This window comes from Streptomyces sp. NPDC002690, from assembly GCF_053592415.1.
In genome coordinates this window covers 1-15,675 of sequence record NZ_JBSFVR010000163.1, presented here as the reverse complement: position 1 = coordinate 15,675, position 15,675 = coordinate 1, and the positions used below count along the sequence as shown (strand labels likewise).

The 15,675-nt window shown below is 71.5% G+C and carries 11 protein-coding genes; 8 read left to right on the top strand and 3 right to left on the bottom strand.

Translation table 11 applies throughout. From position 1 onward, the window contains the following. The 6 genes from ACWD3D_RS20650 to ACWD3D_RS20625 all read left to right on the top strand — a co-directional run. On the top strand, window positions 1–232 hold a 232-nt coding region (locus ACWD3D_RS20650), incomplete at its 5' end, for a hypothetical protein (RefSeq protein WP_451462291.1). A 112-nt stretch (window positions 233–344) separates the two neighbouring features. Further along, complete coding sequence (locus tag ACWD3D_RS20645; RefSeq protein WP_451462290.1) at window positions 345–1,616, top strand: VWA domain-containing protein; 1,272 nt, start codon at window positions 345–347, stop codon at window positions 1,614–1,616. Then, the gene (locus tag ACWD3D_RS20640; RefSeq protein WP_451462289.1) at window positions 1,616–2,509 is read left to right on the top strand and encodes a hypothetical protein; all 894 of its coding nucleotides are present in this window, start codon (window positions 1,616–1,618) and stop codon (window positions 2,507–2,509) included. The genes ACWD3D_RS20645 and ACWD3D_RS20640 overlap by 1 nt, the downstream gene beginning before the upstream one ends. A 169-nt stretch (window positions 2,510–2,678) precedes the next feature. Beyond that, on the top strand, window positions 2,679–4,259 hold the full coding sequence (locus tag ACWD3D_RS20635) for an aspartate:alanine exchanger family transporter (protein WP_451462288.1): 1,581 nt from the start codon (window positions 2,679–2,681) through the stop codon (window positions 4,257–4,259). A 200-nt stretch (window positions 4,260–4,459) separates the two neighbouring features. Beyond that, a complete protein-coding gene (locus ACWD3D_RS20630) occupies window positions 4,460–5,347 on the top strand; it encodes a calcium-binding protein (RefSeq protein WP_451462287.1) in 888 nt (295 codons plus the stop codon). Between the two features lie 149 nt (window positions 5,348–5,496). Continuing rightward, window positions 5,497–5,883 (top strand): hypothetical protein, encoded by a 387-nt coding sequence (locus ACWD3D_RS20625; protein WP_451462286.1) that lies wholly within the window; start codon window positions 5,497–5,499, stop codon window positions 5,881–5,883. 26 nt (window positions 5,884–5,909) lie between these two features. Here the strand turns inward: ACWD3D_RS20625 and ACWD3D_RS20620 are convergent, their stop codons facing one another. Then, complete coding sequence (locus ACWD3D_RS20620) at window positions 5,910–6,410, bottom strand: GNAT family N-acetyltransferase (RefSeq protein ID WP_451462285.1); 501 nt, start codon at window positions 6,408–6,410, stop codon at window positions 5,910–5,912. A 253-nt stretch (window positions 6,411–6,663) separates the two neighbouring features. On the opposite strand from ACWD3D_RS20620, the gene ACWD3D_RS20615 reads away from it, so the two are divergent. Continuing rightward, window positions 6,664–7,881 carry a DUF6357 family protein gene (locus ACWD3D_RS20615; RefSeq protein WP_451462284.1) on the top strand — a complete coding sequence of 406 codons (1,218 nt, stop codon included), beginning with the start codon at window positions 6,664–6,666 and terminating at the stop codon, window positions 7,879–7,881. A gap of 110 nt (window positions 7,882–7,991) precedes the next feature. Here ACWD3D_RS20615 and yicI read toward each other — a convergent pair whose 3' ends face one another. Together yicI and ACWD3D_RS20605 are read right to left on the bottom strand one after the other, a co-directional pair. Then, complete coding sequence (gene yicI, locus ACWD3D_RS20610; protein WP_451462283.1) at window positions 7,992–10,280, bottom strand: alpha-xylosidase; 2,289 nt, start codon at window positions 10,278–10,280, stop codon at window positions 7,992–7,994. Between the two features lie 61 nt (window positions 10,281–10,341). After that, complete coding sequence (locus tag ACWD3D_RS20605) at window positions 10,342–13,224, bottom strand: glycoside hydrolase family 3 C-terminal domain-containing protein (RefSeq protein ID WP_451462282.1); 2,883 nt, start codon at window positions 13,222–13,224, stop codon at window positions 10,342–10,344. Window positions 13,225–13,728: 504 nt separating this feature from the next. Here ACWD3D_RS20605 and ACWD3D_RS20600 point away from each other — a divergent pair. Beyond that, on the top strand, window positions 13,729–15,438 hold the full coding sequence (locus ACWD3D_RS20600; protein ID WP_451462281.1) for an extracellular solute-binding protein: 1,710 nt from the start codon (window positions 13,729–13,731) through the stop codon (window positions 15,436–15,438). The last annotated feature ends 237 nt before the right edge of the window (window positions 15,439–15,675 follow it).

Below are 15,675 nucleotides of genomic sequence, written 5' to 3'. Positions count from 1 at the left end.
ACCCCGCACGAGCAGTACCCGTCCACGCCGCAGGATCAGCTCCGGCCCGTGGTGGGACGACTCCGGCCGCCCGGTGAGGCGCAGGCCGCGGCCGACCCTCGCCACGGAGTGGAACGGCAACGGCACCGCGGGTACGGACCGTCAACTCGACGCGGTCGAGCGGGACACGGCGGCCTGGGAGCGGATCGGTTCGGTGCTCGACCGGGCTTCGGGACCCCTCCTCGGCGGCTGACGACTTCTCCGGGAGCGTCCCCGAAGCACCGCCGGATCACCTCGGGCATCCCCGAACCCGCTTTCGCGCAGCGGGTTTGGGGATGCGAACCGATGTTCAATAGGATCCGGCGATGATCACAACCAAACGGCTGACGACCGGGGTGGGCCTGCTGCTCGCCACCCTGGCCGCCGGAATCGGCACCGCCGTGCCGGCCGCCGCCGACGAACCCCCCACCGCCTCCTCGCCCAAGGTCGAACTCGTCCTCGACGTCAGCGGGTCCATGCGCACCCGTGACATCGACGGCGAGTCACGCATGAGCGCGGCCAAGCAGGCGTTCAACGAGGTGCTGGACTCCGCACCCGAGGAGGTCCAGCTCGGCATACGCACGCTCGGCGCGAACTACCCGGGCGACGACCGGCAGGTCGGCTGCAAGGACACCAAGCAGCTGTACCCGGTCGGCCCGCTGGACCGCACCGACGCGAAGACGGCCGTCGCGACCCTCGCTCCCACCGGATGGACCCCGATCGGCCCGGCCCTGCTCGGCGCGGCCGACGACCTGGACGGCGGTGAGTCCACCCGGCGGATCGTCCTGATCACCGACGGCGAGGACACCTGCGGCCCGCTCGACCCGTGCGAGGTGGCACGCGACATCGCCGCCCGCGGGGTGCACCTCGTGATCGACACCCTGGGCCTGGTGCCCAACGCGAAGATCCGGCAGCAGCTGACCTGCATCGCCGAGGCCACCGGTGGTACGTACACGGCCGTCCAGCACAAGGAGGACCTGTCCCACCGGGTCACCCAGCTGGTGGACCGGGCCGCCGAACCCGTCGTCACCCCGGTGGCGACCGAGGGTGCCGCGAGCTGCGCCAAGGCCCCCGAACTCACCCCCGGGCTGTACACCGACCGTGCGAAGCTCGGTGAGCACCGCTGGTACCGGGTGAACGTCCTGCCCGGCCAGGAACTGCGGGCCTCCGCCAGTGTCTCGGCCGACCGGGCCGTCAACAACGACTACGGCATCCTGCTGCGCGCGGTCACCACGCACGGGCGGGAGATCGTCCGGGGCTCCGAGTCCGGCACCGGCCGCACCGACGCCATCTCCACCGGGCTGCGCTACCCCAAGGCCGAGGCGGACGACGACGCCGACGCCGAGACCGCCGAGGCCGTCTGCCTCCAGCTCAGCGACTCCTTCTCCTCGCCCACCTCCGCGAAGACCGGCCCCGGCATGCCGGTCGAGCTGACCATCGACGTGGTGGACTCCCCCGACGACGCGGCGGACACCGCGGCCTTCGGCCTCGGCCGCGGCTGGTGGTTCCTCGGCCTGATGCTGCTCGCCGGTCTGCTGGCGGGGCTGCTGTTCGGCTGGATCTCGCGCTGGCGCGTCGCCGTCTGGAGGACCAACTGATGCGTACGACCCTCCGTACCCGGACCACCCGCACCCACCGGGTGCTGCGCGCGAGCGCGGGCGCCCTGGTCGCCGGTCTCGCCCTGTTCTCCTCCGCCGGCCCGGCCCTGGCCGACGACCCGTCCGCCTCCGCGAGCCCCGGCGAGGACGGCTCGGACTCCGGTCCCACCGAGGCCGGCACCACCTTCCGTACCGCGACCGCCCTCCAGCAGGACCAGGCGGGCACCGCACAGGCCTCGACCGGCGACTACCTCTACTGGGTCTTCCCGGCCGACGCCGGACAGCGGCCGACCGTACGGGCCACCGTGACCCTCCCCGAGGCGTCACTCCGGCACGGGGCGTCCACCTGGCAGATCGACGTCTACGACGGCCTGCGCCGCCGCCAGGCGTGCATGTACGGCCACCAGACCCGCAAGGCCGCGGCCGACGCGGCGACGGTCGAGCTCGACTGCGTGCTGCGTCCGGTGCGCGCCTGGTCCGAGCCGTGGGCCAACGACCCGCTGCCGGGCAGCTACTACGTGCGCCTCACCGTGCTGGACCTGCCCGACACCGACCTCGGTCAGCCCATCGGGGCCCGGGTGGAGGCGACCTCGATCGACGCGGGCAGCGCGCACGACGTGGACGGCACCCTCTCCGAGCCGCTGGTTCCCGGCTCTTCCGCCGTACGTGCCGCCGCCGGTTCCGCCGCGTCGGCCTCCCCCACGGACGGCGCGACGGACGAACCGGTCGTGGTGGCCGGCAGTGAGCCGGAGGACGGCTGGTCCTCGGGCTGGTGGACGCAGCGATGGCTGTGGAGCGCGGGCGGAGCGGTGCTCGCCGCACTGGCCGGCGTCTTCGGCTACACCGTGACGCGTGGCCGTGGCCGCCCGTCGCACCTGCCGCCGGGCGTCTGACCCGGTCCGCAGGAACCACCGCGCCGCCGTCCCCCTCCGGGGCGGCGGCGCGGTCGTGTCCGGACAGCGCGCCGCCGAGTGGCGGGGCGTACGGGCCTGCCGGAAGCTGCCCCCGACAGGGCTGGGCCGAAAGGCCCCCGTACCGGCCGGACACCAGGAGGCAGCGCGCGTGTGGCAGTTCTTCGCGGACAACCCCTGGGTGACCGTGTTCTCGGTGATCACGGTCGGCGCCCTGCTCGGCATGGTGCGCTTCGGACCGGTCAGGCTCGGCGCGGCGGGTGTGCTCTTCGTCGGGCTTCTCGTGGGCGCCCTGGACAAGGACATCGTCGCCGCACTGCCCGCGGGAGTGTCGGCGCTGGGGCTGGCCCTGTACGTCTATACGGTCGGGCTGGAGTCGGGCCCGGCGTTCTTCCGTGAACTCCGGGGCCAGTTGGCGGTGATGGCCGGTGCGATCGTGGCGCTCGCGGTCACCGCGGTCGTGGTGGGTGCGCTCGGCAACGGTGTCCTCGGCATCAGCGGCCCGTTCCTCGCCGGCGGGTTCGCGGGCATCGGGACCACCACCCCGGGCCTCGCCGCCGCCCAGGCCGCGGCCGAGGACCCGGCGCAACCCGCGGTCGGTTACGCGATCGGCTACCCCTTCGCCGTGGTGATCACCATTCTGTTCATCGCCGCCATCGGTGCCCGCCGCCGGTGGACCGCCCGGCGGGACCCCGGCTCCGGGCTGCCGGCCACCCTCGTCACCCGGACGGTGCACGTCACCCGTGAGATCGCGTGGGCGGACGTGCCGGGCGTCGCCGAGCACCGTGTCCTCGCCAGTGAGTACCGGGCGGTGGGCGCCGCGGCCCGGGTCGCCACCCGGCTGGACCGGCTGCACCCGGGAGACCTGGTCGAGGTGGTGGGCGGCGAGGAGGACGTCTCAGCGGCGACCGCCCGCCTCGGCGAGATCGCCGAGGCGCATCTGCTCGACGACCGGTCCACCGTCGACTACCGCCGCGTTCTGCTCACCAACCCGGACCTGGCGGGCCACACGGTCGCCGAACTCCGCCTGGCCGACACCTACGGGGCGGCCGTCAGCAGGGTGCGGCGCGGCGACTTCGACATGCTCGCCCACGACGGTCTCGTCCTCCAGCTGGACGACCGGCTCCGCGTGGTGATGCCCCGCGAGCGCTCCGACGAGGTCACCCGGTTCCTCGGAGACACGGAGGCCAAGGTCAGTGAGGTCAGTGCGGTGAGCCTCGGGCTCGGGCTCGCGCTCGGCTTCCTCATCGGCATCCCGTCCCTCACCCTCGGCAGCACCACTCTGGCCCTCGGCACCGGGGCGGGTCCCCTGGTGATGGGCATGTTCCTCGGCTGGCGGCGGCGCACCGGCCCCCTGGTCTGGACGCTGCCGACCCGGGCCAACCTCACCCTGCGCCAGATCGGGCTGCTGCTCTTCCTCGCCATCGTGGGCCTCAGCTCCGGCTACTCCTTCCGGGAGAACGCGTTCTCGGTGTTCGGCCTGAAGCTGCTGGCGGTCCTGGTGTTCGGCGCGGTCGTCAGTTACGCGCTGATGGTGCTGGTCGCCAAGGCGCTCGGCCAGAGCCGGGAACGCACCATGGGGCTGCTCTCGGGGTACGTGGGCAACCCGGCGATCCTCGCGTACACCACCAGCCGGGTGAGCGACAGCCGGGTCAACAGCGGCTATTCGACGCTGTTCGCGCTGAGCATCCTGGTGAAGATCGTCTGCGTGCAGCTCCTCGGGGGGCTGTGACCGGGCGACTCCCGCGCGCCCGGAGCCGCCGGTCCCTCCCCGGGTGCGGGGACACCCCCTGGACCGCGTGCGGTCCTGCCCGGCACCCGCCGGACCAGTCGCACACGTCGTCCGTAGGCAGATCCTGTTGTTCACCCTTCAGGGACAGGAACGGGACATCTTCTGACACAACTCCCCCATCTGCCCGTCTGTCTGACTGCATGAACGAACAACTGACCTTCATTGAGGGGTACTTCTTCATGCACATGAACAAGAGCATCGCCTCCGCGGCAGCCCTCGTCCTCGCGCTGGGCGCCGCCGCACTCGCGGCCCCGGCCGCGAGTGCGGACCCTGTCCCCACGACGGCCACCTTCGTCCATCAGGACGGCGAGCTCTGGTACAAGGCCGCCCCCGGGCAGCGCAACGAGCTGACCGTCTCTTCGGAGATCGAGGAACGGGGCGACTGGGACGCCTACCACGTGATCACTTTCCACGACCGTTTCGACATGTCGATCGACGCCGAGGCCGCCCTGTGGGACGAGTGCGTCTACCCTTCGGAGGCCGACCGCACGGTCGTGCGATGCGCGGTCGAAGTCCCGCTGGGAAGCGACGACTCGGACATCTACGACGTGGACCTCGGTGACGGCGCCGACATCGCGGCGATCGACCCGGACAGCAGGGCGTACGCGTCGATCCACGGCGGCGCCGGGGCCGACAGCCTCACCGGCGGCCCGCGCGTCGTCCTCTTCGGGGAAGGGGGCAACGACCACCTCAACGGCGGCGGGGGCATCTTCGGCGTCGGTTCCTGGGGCGGCGCGGGCAACGACACCCTCCGCGACTGCTCCTACGAGTGCTTCGGCGGAGCCGGCGACGACACCCTCACCGGCACCTCGGAGGAGAACATCCTGCACGGCGGTGCGGGCAACGACGTCATCCGCGGCAGAGGCGGCAACGACGAGATACTCGGCGACGCGGGCGACGACACCCTCTACGGACAGGCGGGCGACGACACGCTCCGGGGCAACCGCGGGGACGACACCCTCTACGGCGGCTCCGGCACGGACACCCTCTACGGCGGCTCCGGCACCAACGCGGTCCACCAGGACTGAGCTTGCCGGAACCTGAGGCGTCCGGGCGCGGAGACGATCGTCCCCGCGCCCGGCCGACGCCTGGGCAGGGGCGCCCTCGCCGTAGGGTGGCCCCTCGCATCCCGTCCCGGTCAGCGGGGCGGACAAGGCAGGCGGGAGAGGTACGGCACATGGCCGACGCCGGTTACATCAGGTTCCAGGGCACGGCCCGCAATCACCGGGGGCAGTACCCCGGGGTCTTCGGTCTGGCCAACGGGCTCGCCCGGGAGGGCCTGTTGAGCGAGGAGCAGTTCCGCTTCTGGCGGGCGGCGAACGACTGGTACGACGCCAACTACCCGAACCCGTCCGACACCGATCCGGACGTCTACGACTCCGCGGTGAACCCCGGTGCGGTGGCGTGGTTCAAGGCCTCCGCGGTCCACCTCATCGAGCGGGTGGACGGCTATCTCGACCTGCTGGCCGCCCACGGGGTCGCGTGTACGCGGGTCGAGACGGCCGATCCCGGCCGGGTCGTGTACGAGGACGAGGTCCAGGTCGTGGCTGTTCCCGCGCCCTGAGCGCCCGTGCGGTGCGGTGTCAGCGTTCAGTTCAACGGCTTGTGCATGACGATGCAGGGCCGGCCGTGCTCCAGGTCGGGGCGGCGGTCGATCTCCCGCCAGCCCAGCGAACTCCAGAAGGCGAGGGCGGAGGGGTTGCTCTCCAGCACCGCGAGACGGATGCCGTCCCGGCCCTCGCCCTTGAACCGCTCCTCGACCATGCCCGCCAGCGACCGGCCGTTGCCCTGGTGTTGACGGTCGCCGTGCACCATCAGCAGCCCGATCCAGGGCAGGCCGTCCTTCGGGTGACGGTCGAGCAGGCACAGCAGTCCGGCGAGCCGTCCCCGCTCGTCCCGGGCGAGCAGTACCTCGCAGCCCTCGGCACCCGCTTCCGCGCGCAGATCGGACTCGATCAGGTCGACCCGCACGTCGTCGGGGTCGTACTCGCCGGCGGCTCGGCAGTAGTCCGGGTTGGTCGTGTAGAGGTCGACCAGTTCGGCGATCTCCTGCGGGGAGAAACCGGGCGGTGAGAGGGAGAGGGGCGGCACCCGGAAAGTGTAATCGGCCCTTCCGGGCACGGTACCGCGGACGTCCCAAGGTTCGGGCGGGGAGCGGGGAAGCGGCTCCCCGCCCCAGGTGCCGGTGACGACGGACGCCCGGGAGAGACTGGCTGCCGGAGCAGGACCGTGCGGATCGGGTCCTCCGCCGTGCTGATGTACTGCTGCCCCACCGCCGTGGAGCGGACGCCACGCATGCGGCCTGCGGGCACTGCCCCCCGGTCCCCCACACCCGAGGACGCCGATGAGAACACTGACCTTCCGCGACGACGAGGGCGCCGAGCAGGAGTTGCTCCCCGGTGACGCTCGCCCCGACCTCGGCACCCTGCAGGAGTTCATCGACCAACACCGCCACAGCGGAAGGGGCTCGGTCCGCGTCGAGGACGCGGAGAACGAGGAAGCGCTGGCGCTCCTCTTCGAGGAGGGCGCCGTCTGCCGGATCAAGGGAGCGCCGAAGCCACGGACCGAGTACCGCCTCGTCACCCACGCCGCCGGCTACCGTACCCAGCTCGCCAACTTCGTCCGCGGCGGCTTCACCGCCCTTGACCTTCACGGGCCATGGCTGCCCGACGCCGCCGGCCTCGCGCGCGCACGGCTGCGGAACGAGTTCGACGAGTCCGCGCTGCGGCGTACCCACCCCCGCGAGCTGCGCCGTCGGCTGGAGGTTCTCACCCGTGTCGACGGACGCGAGCCGACCACGGCCGACGGGGTCACGCACCTCGGCTTCGGCGACGGCGACGGAGCCACCGTCAACGCCTGGCTGACCACCGACGGCCGCGCCCTGCTGGTGACCTTCGACCCCACCGGCGCGCTCGGCTCCCCCGGCGACGCCCGCGCGCAGGCGGCACTGTACGAGGGCGTACCGGCGGACCTCCTCGCCCTGGTGCGGGACATACCCACGACGGACACCACGCTCGACGTCCCGCACCCCGACGGCGGCACCCTGGTGGCGGCCACCGGCGTCTTCCATTTCTCGGGGCCCTGCGCCATGGCGGACGGGCTGGTGACCCGCCTGCAGGAAACCGGGGCGAGCATCGAGGACACCGGGGCCGGCCGGCTGCTGGACGGTTTCCTCACGGGGGAGGACTTCACCACCGGCACGGTCGCGGAGTCGGCACGGTGGTGGCACGCCGAGGACATCGCGAGAGGCTTCGCGGCGACCGCAGCGCAGGAGGCCGCGCAGGAGAAGGAACGGCACACGACCGCGCCCCGCGACCGGGAGGCGGTGGACCGCTTCTGCGCGCTCTGGGCCGACGACGGGTACAACGACCGGTGGGACGTGCACTACGTCCTGTTCGACGGGCGCACGCTCGACGAGGCGGGTGACGCCAGGGACGAGCTGCTGGGCCTGGTCCGGACGCTGGGTCTCGAACGTGTCGACGCCCCGCCGGGAGCCGCCACCGGTGAGGTGTGGGTACGCACCGACCCCCGCATCGACGCCGAACTCGAACGCTGGTCGTAGACCGGGACGGGGCGGGAGACGCGCGAGAAGCGGGGCGGGCGGCGGGTGAGGACCGGGAGGAACGGCGTGGGCCGGCGCTCGGCGAAAGCCGGCCCACCCGCACCCCCGCGTCAGCCGAGGTGCGGCACCTCCACCGCGCCGGCTCCCTCCGCCGTCGCCCCGGTCGCCTCGACCGTGACGCGGAAGGGCCTTCCGCTGCCTTCCGCCGTCACCCGTACGCCGTCCGCGTCGCGGGTGACGTGGAAGGTCGCGGCGGGTTCGCCGGTCAGGCCGGGAACGGTGACCGTGGTGGTGGCCGTCCCGGATTCCGGCACGGGGCCGAAGGCCCGCAGCGTGAGGTCGCCGAGCCAGTCGCCGTCCGGGCGTTGGTCGTCGTTGCCCCAGGGGAGCACCGCGCCGGGCCGGACGTACAGCGGGAGGCTGTCGAAGCCGTGGGTCTCCTGGCGCCAGACCGGTCCGGTGACCGTTTCACCGGTGAGCAGGTGGGTCCAGGTGCCCTCGGGGACGTAGTACTCCACCTCGCCCTCGGCCGAGAAGACCGGGGCGACGAGCAGGTCCGGACCGAGCATGTACTGCCGGTCCAGAGTGCGGGTCGCCGGGTCGCCGGGGAACTCCATCAGCATCGGACGCATCACCGGGACGCCGGTGCGGTGGGCCTCGGTGGCGGCGCCGTAGAGGTACGGCATCAGCCGGTGCTTGAGGAGGGTGAACTGCCGTGTCACCTCGACCGCTTCCTCGCCGAACTCCCACGGCACGCGGTAGGAGACGTTGCCGTGCAGGCGGCTGTGCGAGGAGAGGAGGCCGAAGGCGAGCCAGCGCTTGAAGACGGCCGGGTCGGGGGTTCCTTCGAAACCTCCGATGTCGTGGCTCCAGAACCCGAATCCGGACAGACTCAACGACAGTCCGCCGCGCAGGGATTCGGCCATCGCGTTGAAGGAGGCGAAGCAGTCGCCGCCCCAGTGGACGGGGAACTGCTGGCCGCCGGCAGTCGCCGAGCGGGCGAAGAGCACCGCCTCGCCGCTGCCGCGCTCCTTCTCCAGGAGTTCGAAGACCGCGCGGTTGTAGATCTGCGCGTAGTAGTTGTGCATCCGCTCGGGGTCGGAGCCGTCGTGCCAGACGACGTCCGTGGGGATGCGTTCGCCGAAGTCGGTCTTGAAGCAGTCGACTCCCTGGTCGAGGAGGACCTTCAGCTTGCTCTGGAACCAGGCGGTGGCGGCGGGGTTGGTGAAGTCGACCAGGGCCATGCCCGGTTGCCAGAGGTCCCACTGCCAGATGTCGCCGTTTGGCCTGCGGACGAGGTAGCCCTTCTCGGCCCCTTCGGCGAACAGCGCCGATTTCTGGGCGATGTAGGGGTTGATCCACATGCTGATGCGCAGCCCGCGCTCCTTGAGGCGGGCCAGCATCCCCTCCGGGTCGGGGAAGACGTCGGGGTCCCAGAGGAAGTCCGACCACTGGTACTCGCGCATCCAGAAGCAGTCGAAGTGGAAGACGGAGAGCGGGATGTCGCGTTCGGCCATGCCCTCCACGAAGGAGGTCACCGTCTCCTCGTCGTACGAGGTGCAGAAGGAGGTGGTGAGCCACAGCCCGAAGGACCAGGCCGGGGGGAGCGCGGGGCGGCCGGTGAGGGCGGTGTAGCGGGCGAGGACGTCCTTGGGCGTCGGGCCTGCGACGACGTAGTACTCCAGCGTCTGGTCCTCGACGCTGAACTGCACCTGGCCCACGGATTCGGAGCCGATCTCGAAAGCCACCTTGCCGGGGTGGTTGACGAAGACGCCGTAGCCGCGCGAGGAGAGGTAGAACGGGATGTTCTTGTAGGCCAGTTCGCTGCTGGTGCCGCCGTCCGCCTGCCAGACGTCGACGACTTGGCCGTTCTTCACGAAGGGGGTGAAGCGTTCGCCGAGGCCGTAGACGTTCTCCCCCACCGCCAGGGCGAGTTGGGCGATCATGTGGTGAGCGCCGTCGGGGGTGGTGGCGAAGGCGGTGCCCTTGCGGTCCGCGCCGGTGAGGCGGCGGCCGTCGGCGTCGAGGAAGGTGAGGCCCCAGGGCCCCTCCCTGTCGATTCTCAAGGTCAGTGGTCCGCTGGTGAGTTCTGAGACCGAGCCCTCCCGCGTGGTACGTACCGAGGCGTGCGGCGCAGGGTCCACCGACAGCTCGAAGTCCGGGCCGTGGTTGACCTTGCCGGCGTGGTGGGTCGCGCGGATTCCGATGACGCCTTCGGCCGGTGTGAAGCATTCGACCGTGATCAGAGGGGTGTTGAGGGTGTCACCGCGCCCGGTGACCCGCATGACCGCCGCGTGGGCGGTGATCCGGTCGGCGTCCACGCGCAGATCACGGATCTCGGTGGCGTAGGAGGCGCGGACTCCCTCCCGCATGAGCCAGAATCCGTCGGTGAACTTCATGAGGACTCTCTTCCGGGGGCGGTGGTGAGCAAAGGCTGTGCTGCTGCCGTGCGGCGCCGGCTCACTCGGACGCTCCCGAGGGGGCGAAGGTGAGGCGGGCCAGGCGCAGGGACCCGCGCAGGGTGACCCGGAGTTCCGCCACCCCCTCCGCGCCGAAGGCCGCGGTCACCGACCGGTAGTCGTACGGTCCGCCGGCGGCGGGGACGTCGACGGCCGCGGCGGCGCCGTCCGTTTCGATCTCGACCGTGCCCTCGCCCGCCGCGTGGACGGTGACACTGCGCACGCCCGGCCCGAAGTCGCACCCCTCGAAGACCAGTCGGCCGGCCTCCGCTTCGGCGCCGGTGGGGGTGACCGCGTCGCCGTCGGTCTTCGCGCGGTCGACGATCTCGGTGCCGCGCTGCTCGTCGTAGTCGGCCGCCTCGATGCCCGCCGCGAGGACGGGGCGGGGCCCGGAGGGCTCTCCGCCGAGCTCCACCGCGGTGGTGAGCCGGATGTCCGCGCTGGACGCCCCGGCCAGCAGCTCGTACGCGCCCGGCTCCACGGTCCAGCGGCCGTGCGCCACGTCCCAGTGGCCCAGCTCGGCCACGGACACCAGGAACTCGACGCGCTCAGAGCCACCGGGAGCGAGGTGCAGCCTGCGGTGGCCGGCCAGCTTGCGCAGCGGCAGCCGGGCGGCGTCCGGTCCGGTGCGGCGTACGTAGAGCTGGGCGACCTCGTCGGAGGCGGCCCCGCCGTCGTGGGTGACGGTCAGGCCGACCCGGAGCAGGTCGTCCTCGCGGGCGACGGTGAGGTCCTCGTAGCCGAAGGAGGCGTAGGAGAGGCCGTGGCCGAACGGGTAGAGCGGGGTGCCGTCGAAGTAGAGGTACGTCTGGCGGGATCCGATGACGTCGTAGTCGAACAGATCCGGCAGGTCGGCGTCGGACGCGTACCAGGTCTGCGGGAGCCGGCCGGCCGGTGAGACGTCTCCGGCGAGGAGGCGGGCCAGCGCGGTGCCGGCGGCCTGGCCGCCGTGGGCGGTCCACACCAGGGCGGGGAGCGTGGCGTCGGCCTCCGGTACGGCGTACGGGTAGGCGGAGGTCAGAACCAGCACGGTGCGCGGGTTGGCGGCGTGCGCGGCACGCCAGAGGTTCTCCTGCTGGGCGGGGAGGGCGAGGGTGGTGCGGTCCTCGGTCTCGCGGCCGTTGATGTGCGGGTCGTTGCCCGCGACGACGACGACCGTGTCGGCCTCCGCCGCGACCCGTGCGACCTCGTCCGCGCCGCGCTCCACGGTCTCGACGACGAGGACCGTGGCACGGTCCGCCGAAATCTTTTCGCCGTCCTCGGCAACCTTTGCGCCGTCGGCGGCGACAGACACGTACCCACCCGTACCGATGTGCAGAAGGCGGTGTCCTCCGTCGTGTCCCTCGACCGCTTCCAGGCGGAACGTCTCCTGGACGATCCAGCCGCCCGGCTCCTCGGCGGAGGCGCGTACGTAGCCGTCCTCGGCGACGGAGAGGTACAGCCCCTCGTCGGTGCGCAGGGTGAGGACGCCGTCGCCCCAGTCGACCAGGGCCAGGGCGGTGCCCTCGGGGGCGGCGACCAGCGGCGGGAGGTCGGTGCGGCCGGTGAGGAGCGCCGGGTCGAGCGCGCCTTCCTCGCCGCGCGCGGCGCCGGCGCCCACCCCGGCGGCCGGTGCGAGGAGCTGACCGTCGTCACAGGTCAGCAGGACCCGGTCGACTCCCTCGGCGTACAGCACGTCGTCCGCGCCGTAGCGGGCGCGGAGTCCGTCGAGCGGGGTCGAGCGGTGCAGCAGGGTACCGCTGTACCAGTCGAGCTTGCAGGCGTCGGCGAGCAGGCCGACGACCGCGATCTTCCGTCCGGCGCTCGGCGCGAGCGGCAGCAGACCGTCGTTCTTGAGGAGCACCGCGGCCTGTTCGGCCGCCTCCAGGGCAAGTTCGCGGTGGGCGGGGGTGTCGAAGGCGTCGGTGTCCGCGTAGGGGTCGAGCTCCGGGTCGAACTCGCCGAGCGCGAAACGCAGATGGAGCAGCCTGCGCACCGCCCGGTCGATGTCCTCGGGGTCGAGGAGGCCCTTGGCGAGCGCGTCGCGGATGCGGCCGGTCATCACGGAGGAGTCGGTGCCGTGGTCGGTGAAGCTGTCGACGCCCGCCTTGAGGGAGGCGGCGGTGGCCTCTTCGTGGGTGTCGTAGTAGTGCTCGGAGTCGACCAGGTTGGAGGGTGCGCCGGCGTCGGAACAGACGACGAGCGGCTGGTCGGTCCACTGCCTCAACTGGCTCGCGAGCAGCGGGGAGACGTGGTTGGGGCGGCCGTTGACGAGGTTGTAGGCCGGCATGACACCGGCGACCGCTCCGGCGCGGACCGCGTCGCGGAAGGCGCGCAGGTCGTACTCGTGCAGGACGCGCGGGCGCACGGAGGAGGAGGCGGTGTCGCGGTCGGTCTCGTTGTTGTGGGCGAGCCAGTGCTTGAGGACCGGGGCGGTGCGCCAGTAGCGGGGGTGCTCGCCGCGCAGACCGCGGGTGTAGGCGACGGCGATGGCGGAGGTGAGCGCGGGGTCCTCGGAGTAGCCCTCCTCGCCGCGTCCCCACAGGGGGTGCCGCAGGAGATTCACTGTCGGGGCCCAGACGTTGAGGCCGACCCGGTCGTCGCCCCGGCGCTTGGCCCGCACCTCGTCGCCCACGGCTTCACCGACCCGGCGTACCAGGTCGTCGTTCCAGGTGGCGCCGAGACCGACGGCCTGGGGGAACACGGTCGCCCCGCCCATCCAGGCGACACCGTGCAGCGCCTCCTGGCCGGTGCGGAATGCCGCCAGCCCCAGTCGCTCCACCGGCGGGGCGAACTGGTGCAGCATCGCGATCCGTTCGTCGGCCGTGAGCCGCTGGAGCAGGTCGTCGACGCGCGCCTCGAAGGGCAACTGCGGGTCGCGGAAGGGAAGCGGAAGGTCCGTCACGTGCGGGTCCCCTTGGAAAGGTGGGAGGTCTGGCGGAGCCATGGGCTGCCGCAGGTCCTTCGGAACATCAGCTGGTGATCTTTCGAAGCGCTTCGATGCTCCGCGTACGACCGGCCAAGTGTCAAGAGTGCGGCGGGTGGACTCGGCCTGCCCGGCTCACAGGAGCCGCCCAGGAACACGGGAAACGTTATGGAAACAGCTCCGAGGAATGTGCGGGCGAACTCTTGTGCGGCTGACCCCCTTCACTTAACCTCGCTGCAACATCGAAGCGCTTCGACAGCACTTCGAGGGTGCTCAGCCGGTGTCTCCGGAAAGTGCCTCGGGTGGCCTCGTCCTCCGCGGTCCGTTCCCGGTCTCGCCGCCGGTGGTGACGCGAAGCCGTCACCGCCCGGTCGTACCGCCCCGTTCGGGCGGTTCCGTCCAGTTACGCCCACCTCAGACTCAGGAACCGAACGGCGGTCGCCCGCCGTGTGTCGTCCTGGTGCGCCATGAAGGGTTGACGCAATGACGCCGAATTCCTCCCCCGCCACGAACCGGTCCGAGAGCGACGCTCCGGGCCTCCGCGCCGTAACGCCGAACCGCCGGAGCTTCCTCGCTTCGAGCGCCTTCGCTGCGGTGGCCGTGGCGGGCGGCGTACCGCTGCTGGCCGCGTGCGGCGGTTCCGGCTCCGATTCGGGGACCCGGGAGGGCACGACGAGCGGCAAGGCGCTCAGCAAGGTCGTGCCGAGCTATGTGCCCTCCAACCTGGTGCAGCCCGACGTGGCCAGCGTCAACGGATCGAGCCCCGGCTTCACCAAGCTGCCCGACCCGCTGGCGAAGTCGGTCAAGTCCCCGCCCGGCAAGGGCTCTTCCTTCCGGGTGATGACCCCGCTGTGGGGCACCGTCCCGAAGAAGGACAACCCGTACTACACGGCGGTCAACAAGGCGGTCGGCGCGACGCTGAACTTCGACCCGCAGGACGGCAACACCTACCAGGACAAGATCGGTGCGGTGCTCGCCGGCGACGACATCCCGGACGCGGTGACCATCCCCGGCTGGAACATGCAGGGCCAGATCCGCAACGCCATCACCGCGAAGTTCGCCGACCTCAGCCCCTACCTGGCCGGCGACGGGGTGAAGAAGTACCCGAACCTCGCCAACATCCCCACCGGCGCCTGGCAGTACTCGGTCTTCGGCGGCAAGCTGCGCGGCCTGCCCATGCCGTCGCCGGTCATCGGCAACGCGATCTTCTACCGCAAGGACATCGTGGGTTCCGGCGCGGTCCCGGCCAGCGCCGACGACCTGCTCGCCTTCGGCAAGGAGTACACCGCCCCGAAGAGCAAGGTCTGGGCCTTCGACGACCTGTGGACCTGCATCCAGAAGCTCTACGGCGTGCTCCCGGACGCCCCGCACTACTGGCAGCTCCAGGACGGCAAGCTCGTCCACAAGATCGAGACCAAGGAGTACCGCGAGGCCCTGGCCTTCGCCCGCAAGCTCCACGACCTCGGTTACGTCCACCCGGACGCCGAGGCCAACAAGGACGCGGACTCCAAGATCCGCTTCACCAGCGGCCACATCGTCATGTACAACGACGGCACCGGCGGCTGGAAGGGCATGGTGACCGAACAGAAGGCCGCCAACCCGAAGTTCGACATGCAGGCGCTCGACTTCTTCTCGGCCGACGGCGGCAAGCCCGTCCTCTGGCAGGACGACCCGGCCGGCATCTACACCTTCCTCAGCAAGAAGCTCCCGAAGGCGAAGATCGAGGAGTTCCTCTCCATCGCCGACTTCGCCGCCGCCCCGTACGGCACCGAGGAGTTCATGCTCACCAACTACGGCGTCCAGGGGACGCACTACAACGTGAAGGACGGCGTCCCGACCTTCACGGACCAGGGCATCCAGGAGGCCCAGCCCTCCACCTTCCTCTTCCTCGCCTCCCCGCCGCACACCATCGCCTTCCCCGACGAGCCCAAGCTGGTCCAGGACTACGCGGGGTGGATGGCCCGCCAGGCGCCGAACATCAAGAAGCCGCTCTTCTTCGGCATGCAGATCGTCGAGCCGCAGCGGTACGCCTCCCTTTACACGCCCTTCGACGACCTGCAGAAGGACATCCGCCGGGGCCGCAAGAAGGTCAGCGACCTGGAGGCGGCGGTCTCCACGTGGAAGCAGAGCGGCGGCGACGAACTCCGCACCTGGTACCAGGACATCCTCGACAAGAACGGCTCCGGCAGCTGACCGCTCGCGGCAGACGGCAGGACCCACGCACAGACGGAAGTGGCCGCCGGGCGCGATGACGCCCGGCGGCCGGGGCGGAGCAGCACGACATGGGGAGCTCACGGTGAAGCCACGGGCCACGGAGGCGGCCGGCACGGGCCGCACGGCGGACGGGAACGACGTCCCGGCCGGCGAGGACGGTCTGACCACCGCGCGGGACGGCGGAGTACCGGATGACGTTCCGCCGCCGGACGTGAC

Excerpts from the sequence above, each read along its gene's own strand:
- ACWD3D_RS20625 (WP_451462286.1), top strand. The coding sequence starts at position 5,497 with ATGGCCGACGCCGGTTACATCAGGTTCCAGGGCACGGCCCGCAATCAC.
- ACWD3D_RS20600 (WP_451462281.1), top strand. The coding sequence starts at position 13,729 with ATGACGCCGAATTCCTCCCCCGCCACGAACCGGTCCGAGAGCGACGCT.
- ACWD3D_RS20630 (WP_451462287.1), top strand. The coding sequence starts at position 4,460 with ATGAACGAACAACTGACCTTCATTGAGGGGTACTTCTTCATGCACATG.
- ACWD3D_RS20615 (WP_451462284.1), top strand. The coding sequence starts at position 6,664 with ATGAGAACACTGACCTTCCGCGACGACGAGGGCGCCGAGCAGGAGTTG.
- yicI (WP_451462283.1), bottom strand. The coding sequence starts at position 10,280 with ATGAAGTTCACCGACGGATTCTGGCTCATGCGGGAGGGAGTCCGCGCC.
- ACWD3D_RS20640 (WP_451462289.1), top strand. The coding sequence starts at position 1,616 with ATGCGTACGACCCTCCGTACCCGGACCACCCGCACCCACCGGGTGCTG.
- ACWD3D_RS20645 (WP_451462290.1), top strand. The coding sequence starts at position 345 with ATGATCACAACCAAACGGCTGACGACCGGGGTGGGCCTGCTGCTCGCC.